Origin of the sequence: Micromonospora sp. WMMD1274, assembly GCF_049179035.1 — a bacterium.
Classification (GTDB): domain Bacteria; phylum Actinomycetota; class Actinomycetes; order Mycobacteriales; family Micromonosporaceae; genus Micromonospora; species Micromonospora tulbaghiae.
In genome coordinates this window covers 974,755-989,475 of the sequence record NZ_JBMHMG010000001.1, presented here as the reverse complement: position 1 = coordinate 989,475, position 14,721 = coordinate 974,755, and the positions used below count along the sequence as shown (strand labels likewise).

Genomic DNA, 14,721 nt, shown 5'->3' with positions numbered 1-14,721 from the left:
GCCGCCCCTCCTGCGCGAGGGGCTTTTTTGTGCCCGCAGCAGACCGCCCACAATTTTTTCGAATCGATCCGCGCCGAGGAGACGCCATGAGTGAGGCAGCCGCACCGGCGACCGACATCCCCCCGTTCCGGTACACCGCCGCCCTGGCCGACGAGATCGAGCACCGCTGGCAGGACACCTGGGAGCGGGAGGGCACCTTCCACGCGCCGAACCCGGCCGGTCCGCTGGCCGACCCGGGCCACCCGCGCGCGGGCGCCGAGAAGCTGTACGTGCTGGACATGTTCCCGTACCCGTCCGGCGCCGGCCTGCACGTCGGCCACCCGCTGGGCTACATCGGCACCGACTGCTACGCCCGCTACCAGCGGATGGCCGGGCGCAACGTGCTGCACGCGATGGGCTTCGACGCGTTCGGCCTGCCCGCCGAGCAGTACGCGGTGCAGACCGGCACCCACCCCCGGACCACCACCGAGGCCAACATCGAGCGGTACCGGGCGCAGCTGCGCCGGCTGGGGCTGGGCCACGACGAGCGGCGTTCGGTGGCGACCATCGACACCGACTTCTACCGCTGGACCCAGTGGATCTTCCTGCAGATCTTCAACTCCTGGTACGACGCGGACGCGCGCAAGGCCCGGCCGATCGCCGAGCTGATCGCCGAGTTCGAGGGCGGCACCCGCGCCACCCCGGACGGACGTCCGTGGGCCGAGCTGTCCGTGGGGGAGCGGCGGCGCATCGTCGACGACCACCGCCTGGCGTACGTCTCGGAGGCGCCGGTGAACTGGTGCCCGGGGCTGGGCACCGTGCTGGCCAACGAGGAGGTCACCGCCGACGGCCGTTCCGAGCGCGGCAACTTCCCGGTCTTCAAGCGCAACCTGAAGCAGTGGATGATGCGGATCACCGCGTACGGGGACCGGCTGCTGGAGGATCTGGACACGCTGGACTGGCCGGAGCCGATCAAGCTGCAGCAGCGCAACTGGATCGGCCGGTCGACCGGCGCGCACATCGACTTCCCGACCGAGGCGGCCCCGGTGCGGGTGTTCACCACCCGGCCGGACACCGTCTTCGGCGCCACCTACATGGTGCTGGCGCCCGAGCACGAGCTGGTCGACGTGCTGACGCCGGCCACCTGGCCGGAGGGCACCCGGGACGCCTGGACCGGCGGGCACGCCGGCCCGCGCGCGGCCGTCGAGGCGTACCGGAAGGCCGCCGCGGCCAAGACGGACGTGGAGCGGCAGGCGGACAGCAAGGAGAAGACCGGCGTCTTCGTCGGCGCCTACGCCACCAACCCGGTGACCGGCGGGCAGATCCCGATCTTCATCGCCGACTACGTGCTGGCCGGGTACGGCACCGGCGCGATCATGGCGGTGCCCGCGCAGGACGAGCGGGACTGGGACTTCGCCGAGGTCTTCGAGCTGCCGATCGTGCGGACCGTGCAGCCGCCGGAGGGCTTCGACGGCAAGGCGTACACCGGTGACGGCCCGGCGATCAACAGCGCCGCGCCGGAGCGCGGCATCGACCTGGACGGCCTGGGCGTGACCGAGGCCAAGGCGAGGATCATCGAGTGGCTGGAGGCCAACGGGCACGGCGCCGGCGCGGTCACCTGGCGGCTGCGCGACTGGCTGTTCTCCCGGCAGCGTTACTGGGGCGAGCCGTTCCCGATCGTCTATGACTCCACCGGCGCGCCGATCGCGCTGCCCGAGTCGATGCTGCCGGTCGAGCTGCCCGAGGTGGAGGACTTCTCGCCGAAGACGTTCGACGCCGACGACGCCGACAGCAACCCGGAGACGCCGCTGTCACGGCGGCGCGACTGGGTCGAGGTCGAGCTGGACCTGGGCGACGGGCCCAAGCGCTACACCCGCGAGACCAACGTGATGCCGCAGTGGGCCGGCTCCTGCTGGTACGAGCTGCGCTACCTGGACCCGACCGACTCGCAGCGCTTCGCCGACCCGGAGAACGAGGCGTACTGGATGGGTCCGCGCCGCGACGGCGACTGCGGGGGCACCGACCTGTACGTCGGCGGCGCCGAGCACGCCGTGCTGCACCTGCTGTACGCGCGCTTCTGGCACAAGGTGCTGTACGACCTGGGCCACGTCTCGTCGTTCGAGCCGTTCCGCCGCCTGTTCAACCAGGGCATGATCCAGGCGTACGCGTTCGTCGACGCGCGCGGCGCGTACGTGCCCGCCGAGGAGGTCGTCGAGGTCGACGGCCGCTGGTTCCACGGCGAGACCGAGGTCCGGCGCGAGTACGGCAAGATGGGCAAGTCGCTGAAGAACGTGGTCACCCCGGACGACATGTGCGCGGCGTACGGCGCGGACACGTTCCGGGTGTACGAGATGTCGATGGGCCCGCTGGAGGTGTCCCGCCCGTGGGAGACCCGGGCGGTCGTCGGCTCGTACCGGTTCCTGCAGCGGGTCTGGCGCAGCGTCGTCGACGAGCAGACCGGTGAGCTGCGGGTCACCGACGAGCCGGCCGACGAGGCGACCCGGCGGCTGCTGCACAAGGCGATCGACGGGGTCCGCGCCGACATGGACGGGATCCGGTTCAACACCGCCATCGCCAAGCTGATCGAGCTGACCAACGGCCTGACCCGGCTGGCGCGTACCCCACGCGAGGTGGCCGAGCCGCTGGTGCTGATGGTCGCCCCGTTCGCCCCGCACATGGCCGAGGAGCTGTGGCGCAAGCTGGGCCACGGCACCTCGCTGGCGTACGCCGACTTCCCGGTCGCCGACCCGGCCCTGCTGGTGGCCGAGTCGGTCACGTACCCGGTGCAGGTCAACGGCAAGGTCCGCGGCCGGATCGAGGTGCCGGCCGACGCGACCGAGGAGACCGTCCGCGCGACGGCGCTGGAGGCGGTCGCGGGCACGCTGGCCGGCAAGGAGCCGCGCAAGGTGATCGTGGTGAAGGGCCGGATGGTCTCGGTCGTCGCCTGACCCGGCCGGTGGGCGTGTCCACATCGGGGACGCGCCCACCGCCGGTCATGCCGGCTCGGACCGGCGCCGCCGTTCCGCCCGCCACCAGCGGTGGATGATCAGCACGCTGGCGATCAGGCCGAGGCTGGCCGGCGCGGCCGCGTACCAGTTGATCGAACCGGGCGTGGTCACGGCCGCGCCGAGCGCCGCGTAGCCGATGGCGGTCGGGGCGGAGGCGATCACGCTGCCGGCCAGGAACGGCAGCACCCGGGCGGCGGTGGTGCCGTAGCCGTAGCTGACCAGACCGAACCCGGCGATCGGCAGCAGCCGTACGGTCACCACGCCGAAGACGCTCTGCCGGGCGAACCAGCCGTCGAGGCGGGCCAGCCGTCCGCGTACCCGCTCGGCGACGAAGTCGCGGCCGAGCATCCGGCCCACCGTGAAGCCGATGGCCGCCGCGAGCAGTGCCGCGCCGAGCGCGTACGCGGCGCCCTGCACCGGGCCGAAGATCGCGCCCGCGGCCAGCGTGACGAACGTCCGCGGCACCAGCGCCACCAGCAGCAGCGCGCCGCCGACCACCGCCGCGGGCGGACCGTAGCCGCCGAGCGAGTCGGCGAGCCGGGGCAGGTCGGCCGGGTCCGGCCGGGGCACCAGCAGCAGCGTCACGCCGAACCCGGCGAGCAGCAGCAGGAGCAGCCCGAACCGGCGCGCCGAGGGCTGCCGCAGCAACCCGGCGAGCCGGCGGGCCACCGGTCGCCGCCCCGGCCGGGCGGCGTCGGTCACGGCCTCGGTGCGGCGGCCACCGCGGCGCGGCGCTCGGAGCGGAGGCGGTCGGCCCAGGTGTCGTCGAGCGGGGGGAGCTGGTGGATGCCGGTCGCCCAGCGCAGCAGCAGGTCGGCCAGGTCCGGGTTGCGGGCCAGCGCCGGCCCGTGCGAGTAGGTGCCGAGCAGCTTGCCCCGCCACGCGCCCTCGGTGGCCCCGTCGTTGCCGACGCCGGTGGTGACCCGGGCCAGCGGGGACACGCCCGGGCCGAGGTGGGTGCGGCCGCCGTGGTTCTCGAACCCGGACAGGTGCGGGATGCCCAGCCGCGGGTCGACCTCACCGGCCAGCTCGCCCACCGCCCGGGTGGGGCCGCGGTCGGAGGAGAGGTCGAGCAGCTCCAGGCCGGCGCAGCGGGTGCCCTTGGCGAAGAAGGAGGTGCCGAGAAGCTGGTAGCCGGCGCAGACGCCGAACACCACCGAACCCTGGGCCACCGCCCGGTGCAGGCCGCCGTCGGCGATCAGGCGCTGGGCGCCGAGCGCCTGCGGGCCGTCCTCGCCGCCGCCGATCAGGTAGATGTCGGCGGTGGCGGGCAGCCGCTGGTCGGAGCGGACCTCCAGCACCTCGACCGGCATGCCGCGCAGCTGGGCCCGGCGGGCCAGGATCAGCGCGTTGCCCCGGTCGCCGTACGTGGACAGCAGGTCGGGATAGATCCAGACGATGCGCAGGCTCTCAGTTGACACGGTCCAGCTCCGCTCGGATGTCCTGGAAGGCGGTGTAGTTGGCGATGACCTCCAGCCGGCCCGGCGGCACGGCGCGGACGGCCTCGTCGAAGCTGCGTACGTGCCGGAACGGCACGCCGTTGACCTCCAACCGCACCGCCAGGTCGTACGCCCGGTCGCCGGTGATCAGCACCTGCCGGCCGGTCAGCGGGGAGAAGTCCACGTCGAACAGCCAGGAGGTGTCCAGCCCGTCGGGGTCGCGGGCGTTGATGGACAGCAGTGTCGGCGCGACGTCGGCCATGTCGAACGCCTCCAGCCAGCTCGCCGGGTTCTTCGCCAGCAGCAGCCGGATGTTGCGCCCGTCGCGGTCAACCTGGGCGTAGCGGCCGGCCACCGAGGTGACGGTGCCGAGCCGGGACACCGCGTCCACCGGGCGTACGCCGAACTCGGCGGCGACGGCCAGGGCGGTGGCCGCGTTGCCGAGGTTGACCTTGCCGGGGAGCTGGAGCCGGATCTTGTGCCAGGCGCCGGTGGGGTCGAGCACGCCGTCGTCCTCGACCGTCCAGTTCGGCTCGGGGCGGCGCAGCGGGCAGCCGGTGCACCACCACTGCTCGCCGGAGCGCTGGATGGTGGAGCCGCACTCGGGGCAGACCCAGGAGTCGTCGTGCCAGCGCTGCCCGGCGCTGAACCAGGTGACGTGCGGCGGCACGTGACCCTGCGCCGGGTCGGCCGGCGGGCAGGCGGCCCACACCACCATCGGGTCGTCGGCGTTGGCGACCACCCGGATCCGCGGGTGCCGGACCAGGGCGGCGCGCCAGAGCTGCGCCATCATGGCGACCTCCTTGGCGCGGTCGAGCTGGTCGCGGGAGAGGTTGAGCAGCGCCACCACGTGCGGCTCGGTCGCCTCCAGCACCTGGGCGAGGTAGTGCTCGTCCACCTCCAGCACCGCGTACGGCGTGCTGCCGGCCTTGGCGAGCGCCGAGGTGTGGCCGGTGGGCATGTTCGCGCCGAAGGAGTTGGTGGCGACCCGGCCCAGCACGCCGACCGCGGCGGTGGTGAGCCGGGTGGTGGTGGTCTTGCCGTTGGTGCCGGACACCAGGGCGATGGCGCGCCCGGCCGAGAGATGGGCGAGCAGGTCCGGGTCGATCTTGAGGCCGATCCAGCCGCCGATCACCGAGCCGTCGCCACGACCCGCGGCCCGCGACAGCGCCGCGGCGGTGCGCGACACGGAGCTGGCCACCTTTGCCCGCAAGGGCATCTTCGCGTCCGTCACCCGAGCGAGGTTACCGGACCACCACCTCCGCCAGATCGCCGCCGACGGCGAACCGTTCGGCCGGGGAGGACCCGGCGGACGGCCGGAGCGCGCGGGGCCGGACGGCGGCGGTCGATGTCGGGTAGCGGACGGTGTGGGGCGCGCCCCACCCCCTCCACTCCGCCCCACCCGCGTTGACGTGCGGTTTTGCGCGCGGAAACGCCACGCCGCGCGGGCGATTCTGGTTGCAGGTGGAGGGAAGTGGAGTAGAGTGGGGCGCGATGGTGAGGCCGGGAGGGCCACACCGGCCCGGGGGGTCAGCGGCGCCGCGAACGCCGCTCAGGGCGAGGGGGTTGGGCCGATGTTCCTCGGCACCCACACTCCGCGCTTGGACGACAAAGGCCGGTTGATCCTGCCGGCGAAGTTCCGGGACGAACTGGCGGGGGGTGTCGTGATCACCAAAGGGCAGGAGCGCTGCCTCTACGTCTTCCCGATGCCCGAGTTCCAGCGGATCGCGGACCAGTTGCGCGCGCAGCCGATGACGAGCAAGGCGGCCCGGGCCTACAGCCGGGTCTTCTTCGCCAGCGCGCACGACGAGGTGCCGGACAAGCAGGGGCGGGTCACCATTCCCGGCCACCTGCGGTCGTACGCGGCACTGGACCGGGATCTGGTCGTGATCGGAGCGAGCACCCGGGTGGAGATCTGGGACAAGGCGGCCTGGGAGGCCTACCTCGCGGAGAGCGAAGACGACTTCGCCGACATCGAGGAGGGGGTGCTGCCCGGCGGTCTGTAGGGCGTGACGGCGCCCGACGTACTGCGAGATCTCCAGCCGCTTTCGAGTTCCTGGCACCCCTTCCCCGGTGCCAGGCGCACGATCCGACACGGAGGGCCGCGGCCTCCGGCGGGCGGGAGCGGATGGGGATCTGGCGGTATGGCGAGGCGTCGTGGCGACGACGGACACATGACGGAACGGTTGGCGAACGGGGTGGGGGTCGAGATGGGGGAGCTACGCGGCACGCACGTGCCGGTGCTGCTCGAGCGGTGTCTCGAGCTGCTGGCCCCCGCACTGGGCCGGCCCGGTCGCACCGTGCACGTCGACGCCACGCTCGGCCTGGCCGGGCACGCCGAGGCGGTGCTCTCGGCGCATCCGGACACGGTGCTGATCGGCCTGGACCGGGACACCGAGGCGCTCGCCCACGCGCGGGTCCGCCTGGCCCGGTTCGCCGACCGGATCCACCTGGAGCACGCCGTCTACGACGAGCTGCCCGAGGTGCTCGACCGGCTCGGTTACCCGGCGATCGACGGGGTGCTGTTCGACCTCGGCGTTTCGTCCCTGCAACTGGACGCGCCCGACCGCGGGTTCGCGTACGCGCAGGACGCGCCGCTGGACATGCGGATGGACCAGACCCGGGGGGTGACCGCCGAGGAGGTGGTCAACACCTACTCCCACCCGGACCTGGCCCGCCTGCTGCGGGTGTACGGCGAGGAGAAGTTCGCCGGGAAGATCGCCTCGGCGATTATCCGGGAACGGGAGCGCGCCCGGATCACGTCGTCGGCCCGGCTGGCCGAGCTGGTGCGGGACGCCATTCCGGCACCGGCCCGACGAACCGGTGGACACCCGGCAAAGAGAACGTTTCAGGCTTTACGGATCGAGGTAAACAGAGAACTGGCAGCGCTGGAGACGGCGCTGCCGGCTGCTCTGGACAAGCTCACAGTGGGCGGCCGCATGGTGGTCCTGTCCTACCACTCGCTGGAGGACCGGCTCACCAAGCAGGCGCTCGCCGACCGGGTCCGCAGTAAGGGCCCGGTCGACCTCCCGGTCGAGCTGCCCGGGTCGGGCCCGACGTTCCGGCTGTTGAGCCGGGGCGCCGAGCTGCCCGGGGAGGCGGAGGTGGCCGCGAACCCGCGTGCCGCCTCGGTGCGGCTGCGGGCCGCGGAACGGCTCGACCCGGAGGCGGCCCGGCAGGGGCGTACCGACCGCGAACGGTACCGCCGCCGGGTGAAGGCGATGCACCAACCGGGGACGGGGTCACCGGGGTCCGGCAAGGACCCCGCGTCGGCCCCGGGGGACGCGAACGGGACGGACGAGGAGGGGGAGGGGACATGAACGTCGAGAAGCGCGACGGCCGGGGAGCCGTCGGGCAGCGCGCACCGCGGTCGGGGGGCCGGACCGCGGCGCAGCGCACCACGCGGGACACGACGGCGACCGACCGCCGGGAGGCGACTCGCGCCCGGGGGGCGCGCGAGTTCCCGACGCAGGGCAGCGCCGCCCTGCGGCCGGCCGAGCGCACCCGGGTCACCGGTGCGCCCACGCCGCGCCTGCGGGTCGCCCCGCCGGCGCCGATCCGGGTGCCCCGGGCTCCGTTCGTCGCGCTGATCCTGGTGCTGGTGGTCGGTGGGGTCCTGGGCATCCTGGCGGTCAACACCAAGATCAACGAGAACGCGTTCAAGCTGGAGAAGCTCCACCAGCAGCAGGCCAAGCTGGACGTGGACGAGCAGGAGCTGAAGAAGGAGATCGCCGAGCAGAAGGCGCCCGGCAACCTGACCGCCAACGCCCGGCGGCTCGGCCTGGTCGAGTCCGAGGACCCGGCCTACATCCGGCTGCCGGACGGGCAGACCATCGGGGTGCCGCACCCCGCGCAGGGCGCCCCGTCGGTCACCAGCCAGCAGGGCAACGGAGGCTGAGTCATGCCGCCGAGATCGGATGATCCGCGCCGGGACGCCACGGGCTCCCGGCGCGGATCGTCGCGGGGGTCGGAGCCGCGCGAGCCGGGCCTCGGCGGGATCTCCGACGCCCGCGCGTACACCCCGCGCGGGCGGACCGTGCGCGAGGGCGGCGGCGCCGAGCAACGGCGTACCCCCCGCAGCAACCGGTCCGGCGACCCGTTCCGGCCCGCGTTGCAGGTGCTCGACGGCGGCCGGGCCGGGCGGGCCGGCACGCGCGAGCCCGCGACCGACGGCGCCCGGTCCGGCCGCCGGTCCACCGCCGCGGGCGGCCGGGCCGGCGTGGTGCGGACCGTCTCGTCCCGGCCGGTGCGGGAACCGTTCGACGACGACGAGGACGCGCCGCCGCCGCGCCGCCGGTCCCAGCCGCGCCGCCCCGCCGCCCAGCCCCGCCGCCCGGTACGCAAGCCGCGCCGGCCGCCGCGACTCGGCGACCCGCGCCGGCGGTTGCGGCTCGGCACCGTGCTGGCGCTGGCGTTGTTCGCCAGCATCGGCGTGCGGCTGGTCTACCTCCAGACCGTGGACACCCCGGCGTACGCCGACGGCGGCCTGCCCAACCGGCTCGCCGTGGTCGAGCTGCCCGCCCCGCGCGGGGCGATCCTCGACCGCAGCGGCGAGCCGCTGGCGCACAGCGTCGAGGCCCGGTACGTGTTCGCCGACCCGACCCGGGTCAAGGACCGGTTCGCCACCGCGCGTCTGCTCTCCCCGCTGCTCGGCGTGCCCGTGTCCGACCTGGCCGAGAAGATGCGCAAGCGCACCCTGCCCGGCACCGACACCCCGTTGCAGTTCGTCTACCTGGCCCGCGGTGTGGAGATCGCGATCGCCAAGCGGATCATGGAGCTCGACCTGGCCGGCATCAACGTGCACCGCGACGAGCGGCGCGAGGTGCCCGGCGGCGACCTGGCCGCCAACCTGATCGGCTTCGTCAGCCAGGACATGAACGGCCTGGAAGGGCTGGAGGCCAAGTACGACGACGTGCTGCGCGGGCAGGCCGGCAAACGGACCTACGAGGTGGGCCTCGGTGACCTGGCCGCGCCCATCCCGGGCGGCTACAGCCGCACCACCCAGCCGCAGCCGGGCAGCTCGCTGAAGCTCACCGTCGACCGGGACCTCCAGTTCATGACGCAGCGGATCCTGGCGAAGCAGACCGCCAAGGTGAAGGGCAGCGTCGGCGCCGCGGTGATCATCGAGATCCCCAGCGGCGAGGTGCTGGCCCAGGCCAGCCAGCCGACGTACGACGCGGCCAACCCCACGAAGGTCACCTCGCCGTCGGACCGCGACGACGCGGCCACCACGTTCGTCGTCGACCCGGGCTCGATCCACAAGGCGATCACCTTCGGCGCCGCGCTCCAGGAGGGCGTGATCACCCCGGACACCGCGTTCCCGGTCCCCAACACGATCGACAGGGGCGGGGTCACCTTCCGCGACACCCACCCGGTCGACGGCCGCACCATGAGCATCCCCGGCATGCTCGCCTTCTCCTCGAACGTCGGCACCATCGAGATCGGCGAGAAGCTCGGCAAGGAACGGCTCTTCGACTACCAGAAGCGGTTCGGGCTGGGCCAGGTGACCGGCGAGGGCATGCCGGGCGAGGCGGCCGGGCGGCTGCTCCCGCCCGACCAGTGGAGCGGCTCGGCGTACGGGTCGGTGCCGATCGGGCACAGCGTGGACGCCACGCCGCTGCAGATGGCCGCCGCCTACGCCACCATCGCCAACAACGGCACGTACGTGCAGCCGCACCTGGTCAAGGAGACCATCGGCGCGGACGGCGAGCGCAGCCCCGCCGCGGCGCCCACCACCCGCTCGGTGCTCAGCCCGGCCAACGCGGCGGCGCTGCGCCAGATGATGGAGGCGGTCACCACGGTCGACGGCCCGGACGGCCGGGCGACCGGGCTGGCCGCGGCCGTGCCCGGCTACCGGGTGGCCGGCAAGACCGGCACCGGCCTGCGCTACGACGGCGGCAAGCAGCAGCCCGGCGAGGTCGGCTCGTTCATCGGCATGGCCCCGGCGGAGAACCCCCGGTACGTCGTCGCCGTGTTCGTGTGGAGCCCCGGCGGCGGGGGCGGCGCGGTCGCCGCGCCCGCGTTCCGGGAGATGATGGGCTTCACTCTCCGCCACTACCGGGTACCGCCGTCGCTCACCAACAAGTCCCCGAAGTTCGAGGTCTTTCCGCGCTGAGCGGGGACGGCGGGACATCATCGGTGAGTGGCGACGAACCACCGGGGCGGCTGTGCGGTCGGAACCGGACGACCGGGTAGGGTCTGACGCCGTGCCCGGCAATCCACGTCCCACAACCGTGCGCCCCGTACGGCTCGGCGACCTCGCCGCCCGCGTGGCGGCGACCCCGCCGGAGGAGGCCGCCGAACTGGCCGTCACCGGCGTGACCCACGCCTCCCAGGAGGTACGCCCCGGCGACCTGTACGCCGCCCTGCCCGGCGCCCGGCGCCACGGCGCGGAGTTCGCCGCGGCCGCCGCCGAGGCGGGCGCGGTGGCCCTGCTGACCGACCCGGCCGGCGCGGCGCTCGCCGCCGGGACCGGCCTGCCCGTGCTCGTCGTCGACGACCCGCGCGACGCGCTCGGCGAGGTGGCCGCGACCGTGTACGGCGACCCGACCGCCGGCCTGACCGTGATCGGGGTGACCGGCACCGCCGGCAAGACCTCCACCAGCTACCTGGTCGAGTCGGGGCTGCGCGCCGCCGGGCACGTCACCGGGCTGATCGGCACCGTGGAGACCCGCCTCGGCGACCTGGTGATCGACAGCGTCCGGACCACCCCGGAGGCCACCGACCTGCACGCCATGCTCGCGGTGGCCCGCGAGCACGGGGTGGACACCGTGGTCATGGAGGTGTCCAGCCACGCCCTCGCCATGGGCCGGGTCGGCGGCGTCCGGTTCGACGTCGGCGGCTACACCAACTTCGGCTCCGACCACCTGGACTTCCACGCCGACGAGGCGGACTACTTCGCGGCCAAGGCCAAGCTGTTCGACGGCCGCTGCCGGGTCGAGGTGCTCAACCACGACGACCCGGCGCTGCGTCCGCTGCACAAGCCGGGCACCGTCACCTACTCGGCGGCCGGCGACCCGGACGCGACCTGGTGGGCCGACGGGATCGACGGCGAGGGCTACGCGCAGCGCTTCACACTGCACGGGCCGGACGGCCTGGCGCTGCCCACCGGCGTGGCGCTGCCCGGCCGGCACAACGTCGCGAACGCGCTGCTGGCGGTGGCGCTGCTGGTCGCCGTCGGAGTGGACGCGGAGACCGCGGCGCGCGGCGTGGCCGCCTGCGGCGGCGTGCCCGGCCGGCTGGAACTGGTCAGCGGCGACGCGCCGGTACGCGGGGTGGTCGACTACGCGCACAAGGCCAACGCGATCGAGGCGGTGCTCATCGCGCTGCGCGACCTGACCGAAGGCCGGCTGATCTGCGTGCTGGGCGCCGGCGGCGACCGGGACCGGGGCAAGCGGCCGGTGATGGGCGGCGTGGCCGCGCGCGGCGCCGACGTGGTGCTGGTGACCGACGACAACCCGCGGACCGAGGACCCGGCCGCGATCCGGGCCGAGGTGCTGGCCGGCGCGTACGCCGCCGCGACCCCGGCCCGCGTCATCGAGGTGCCCGGGCGGCGGGCGGCGATCGAGGAGGCGGTCCGGGTGGCCGAACCGGGTGACGTGGTGGCGGTGCTGGGCAAGGGCCAGGAACGCGGCCAGGAGATCGGCGGCGAGGTGCTGCCGTTCGACGACCGGGTGGAGCTGGCGGCGGCGCTGCGCGCCCGCTTCGGCGACCTGGTGGGTCAGCGGTGATCCCGCTGACGCTGGCCGAGGTGGCCGCCGCCGTCGACGGCGGGCTCGTCGGCGCCGACCCGGACGCCCGGGTCACCGGCACCGTCGAGTTCGACTCCCGCAAGGTGAGCCCGGGCGGGCTGTTCGTCGCCTTCCCCGGCGAGCGGGTCGACGGCCACGACTACGCGGCCGGTGCGATCTCGGCCGGCGCGGTGGCGGTGCTCGGCACCCGGGAGGTGCCGGGCGTGCCGATGGTGCTCGTCGGCGACGCGCTCGACGCGATGGGCCGGCTGGCCCGCGCGGTGGTGGACCGGCTGCCCGGGCTGACCGTGATCGGGCTGACCGGCTCGTCCGGCAAGACCACCACCAAGGACCTGATCGCCCAGCTCGCGGTGCGGCTCGGCCCGACGGTGGCGCCGCCCGGCTCGTTCAACAACGAGCTGGGGCACCCGTACACCGCGTTGCAGGCCACGCCGGAGACCCGCTACCTGGTGATGGAGAAGGGCGCCCGCGGGGTCGGGCACGTCCGCTACCTGTGCGACGTGGTGCCGCCGCGGATCTCCGTGGTGCTCAACGTGGGCGTGGCGCACCTGGGCGAGTTCGGCTCGGTGGAGACCATCGCGCTCGCCAAGGGCGAACTGGTCGAGGCGCTGCCCGACGACGGGCTGGCGGTGCTCAACGCAGACGACCCGCGGGTGGACGCGATGGCGTCGCGTACCGGTGCCCGGGTGGTGCGCTACGGCGAGTCGGAGCGCGCCGACGTGCGCGCCGTGGACGTGACGCTCGACGGCCGGGGACGGCCCTCGTACACCCTGGTCACGCCGGAGGGCAGCGCGCCGGTGCGGCTCGGGCTGACCGGCCGGCACCAGGTCTCCAACTCGCTCGCCGCCGCGGCTGTCGGTCGGGAGCTGGGCCTGCCGCTGCCCGACCTGGCGGCGGCGCTGAACGAGCTGGGCCTGGTCTCGACCCGCCGGATGGACGTCTTCGAGCGTCCCGACGGGGTGACCGTGATCGACGACTCGTACAACGCCAACCCGGCGTCCACCGGCGTGGCGCTGCGGGCGCTGGCCAGCATGCGTGGCGACGGGCGTACCGTCGCGGTGCTCGGCTACATGGCCGAGCTGGGTGACTTCGAACGGGAGGGGCATCAGCAGGTCGGCCGGCTCGCGGCCGAGCTGGGAGTGGACCGGCTGCTCGTGGTGGGCGAGCCGGCGGCGCCGATCCACGAGGGCGCGACAGCGGTAGGTAACTGGGGAGGAGAGTCGGTGCTGCTCACCGATCAGGCGGCGGCCGTCGAGGTGCTGCGGAGCGAGCTGCGTCCAGGGGACGTGGTGCTGGTGAAGGGCTCCCGGTACCGGACCTGGGAGGTGGCCGACGCGTTGCGCGCGGACGCCCGTGCGGGTGCGACGGAGGGCGGCGCCGCATGAGGGCGGTCATCGTCGCCATCGGGGTCGCGTTCCTGATCTCGCTGTTCTGCACCCCGATCGCGATCAAGGTGTTCGCCCGGCTGAAGGCCGGCCAGCCGATCCGATCGAATCTCGGGCTCGCCAGCAACGAGGGCAAGAAGGGCACGCCGACGATGGGCGGCGTGGTCTTCATCCTGGCCACGGTCATCGCGTACGTCGCCGGGCACCTTGCCCTGACCACGCTGCCGGACGCGCAGATCGCCCAGGTCGAGCCGACCATCACGGCGCTGGTGCTGCTGGGGCTGATGGTGTTCTCCGGCGCGGTCGGCTTCATCGACGACTTCCTGAAGGTGCGCAAGCGGCACAGCGGCGGCCTCAACAAGCGGGGCAAGCTGGCCGGGCAGATCCTGGTCGGTGCCGTGTTCGGCGCGGTGGCCGTCTACTTCCCGTCGAGCATGACCGACGCCGGCGGCAACGCGACGAACACCGAGACGGTGGGCAGCACCACGCTGAGCTTCATCCGGGACATCCCGGCGCTGGAGATCGGCAAGATCGGCGCGGTGATCGTCATCATCATGGTGGTCATGGCGGCCACCAACGGCGTCAACCTCACCGACGGCCTGGACGGCCTGGCCACCGGCGCCTCGGTGATGGTGCTCGCGGCGTACGCGCTGATCGCGTTCTGGCAGTACCGGCACTGGTGCGCCGACCCGAACTACACCGAGTCGTACTGCTACACGGTGCGCGACCCGCTGGAGATCGCGCTGATCGCCGGCGCGGCGGCCGGGGCCTGCGTGGGCTTCCTGTGGTGGAACACCTCCCCGGCGCGGATCTTCATGGGTGACACGGGCGCGCTCGGGCTGGGCGGCCTGATCGCCGGCATGGCGATGTCCACCCGGACCATCCTGCTGCTGCCGATCCTGGGCGGCCTGTTCGTGATCATCACGATGTCCGTGGTCATCCAGGTCATCTCCTTCCGCACCACCGGCAAGCGCGTGTTCCGGATGTCGCCGTTGCAGCACCACTTCGAGCTGGCCGGCTGGAGCGAGGTCAACATCGTGGTCCGGTTCTGGATCATCGCCGGTATCGGCGTGGCCATCGCGCTGGGCCTGTTCTACAGCGAGTTCCTCGCCGCGGTGAGCTGACCGCACCACCGCGTCACGGCGGGGCTCCCGATTGT

Annotated in this window: 11 protein-coding genes; 8 read left to right on the top strand and 3 right to left on the bottom strand. The window is 73.6% G+C overall.

Annotated elements, in window-relative coordinates:
• Window positions 1–86 precede the first annotated feature (86 nt).
• The gene (gene leuS, locus ACN27D_RS04075; RefSeq protein ID WP_421498560.1) at window positions 87–2,927 is read left to right on the top strand and encodes a leucine--tRNA ligase; all 2,841 of its coding nucleotides are present in this window, start codon (window positions 87–89) and stop codon (window positions 2,925–2,927) included.
• A 45-nt stretch (window positions 2,928–2,972) separates the two neighbouring features.
• On the opposite strand, the gene ACN27D_RS04070 is transcribed toward leuS, so the two are convergent.
• Genes ACN27D_RS04070 through ACN27D_RS04060 form a run of 3 tightly spaced genes read right to left on the bottom strand, consistent with a single transcriptional unit; the run spans window position 2,973 to window position 5,645 of the window.
• Entirely contained in the window at window positions 2,973–3,656 is a 684-nt protein-coding gene (locus tag ACN27D_RS04070; RefSeq protein WP_393377631.1) for a TVP38/TMEM64 family protein, read from the bottom strand.
• A 29-nt stretch (window positions 3,657–3,685) separates the two neighbouring features.
• Window positions 3,686–4,408 carry a type 1 glutamine amidotransferase gene (locus ACN27D_RS04065; RefSeq protein WP_013475779.1) on the bottom strand — a complete coding sequence of 241 codons (723 nt, stop codon included), beginning with the start codon at window positions 4,406–4,408 and terminating at the stop codon, window positions 3,686–3,688.
• Entirely contained in the window at window positions 4,398–5,645 is a 1,248-nt protein-coding gene (locus ACN27D_RS04060; RefSeq protein ID WP_013475780.1) for a MurT ligase domain-containing protein, read from the bottom strand. The genes ACN27D_RS04065 and ACN27D_RS04060 overlap by 11 nt, the downstream gene beginning before the upstream one ends.
• A gap of 355 nt (window positions 5,646–6,000) precedes the next feature.
• Here ACN27D_RS04060 and mraZ point away from each other — a divergent pair, with 355 nt between their 5' ends.
• From mraZ to mraY, 7 genes are all read left to right on the top strand, one after another.
• Entirely contained in the window at window positions 6,001–6,432 is a 432-nt protein-coding gene (gene mraZ / locus ACN27D_RS04055) for a division/cell wall cluster transcriptional repressor MraZ (protein ID WP_013287610.1), read from the top strand.
• A gap of 204 nt (window positions 6,433–6,636) precedes the next feature.
• A complete protein-coding gene (gene rsmH, locus ACN27D_RS04050; RefSeq protein WP_114921323.1) occupies window positions 6,637–7,746 on the top strand; it encodes a 16S rRNA (cytosine(1402)-N(4))-methyltransferase RsmH in 1,110 nt (369 codons plus the stop codon).
• Complete coding sequence (locus ACN27D_RS04045; RefSeq protein ID WP_421498559.1) at window positions 7,743–8,324, top strand: hypothetical protein; 582 nt, start codon at window positions 7,743–7,745, stop codon at window positions 8,322–8,324. Before rsmH ends, ACN27D_RS04045 begins: the two co-directional genes overlap by 4 nt.
• Window positions 8,325–8,327: 3 nt before the next feature.
• On the top strand, window positions 8,328–10,541 hold the full coding sequence (locus tag ACN27D_RS04040) for a peptidoglycan D,D-transpeptidase FtsI family protein (RefSeq protein ID WP_421498558.1): 2,214 nt from the start codon (window positions 8,328–8,330) through the stop codon (window positions 10,539–10,541).
• Between the two features lie 52 nt (window positions 10,542–10,593).
• On the top strand, window positions 10,594–12,156 hold the full coding sequence (locus tag ACN27D_RS04035) for a UDP-N-acetylmuramoyl-L-alanyl-D-glutamate--2,6-diaminopimelate ligase (protein WP_176739787.1): 1,563 nt from the start codon (window positions 10,594–10,596) through the stop codon (window positions 12,154–12,156).
• Window positions 12,153–13,562, top strand: coding sequence for a UDP-N-acetylmuramoyl-tripeptide--D-alanyl-D-alanine ligase (locus tag ACN27D_RS04030; RefSeq protein ID WP_421498557.1), 1,410 nt, complete (start codon window positions 12,153–12,155; stop codon window positions 13,560–13,562). Before ACN27D_RS04035 ends, ACN27D_RS04030 begins: the two co-directional genes overlap by 4 nt.
• On the top strand, window positions 13,559–14,686 hold the full coding sequence (mraY, locus tag ACN27D_RS04025) for a phospho-N-acetylmuramoyl-pentapeptide-transferase (protein ID WP_120568823.1): 1,128 nt from the start codon (window positions 13,559–13,561) through the stop codon (window positions 14,684–14,686). Before ACN27D_RS04030 ends, mraY begins: the two co-directional genes overlap by 4 nt.
• The last annotated feature ends 35 nt before the right edge of the window (window positions 14,687–14,721 follow it).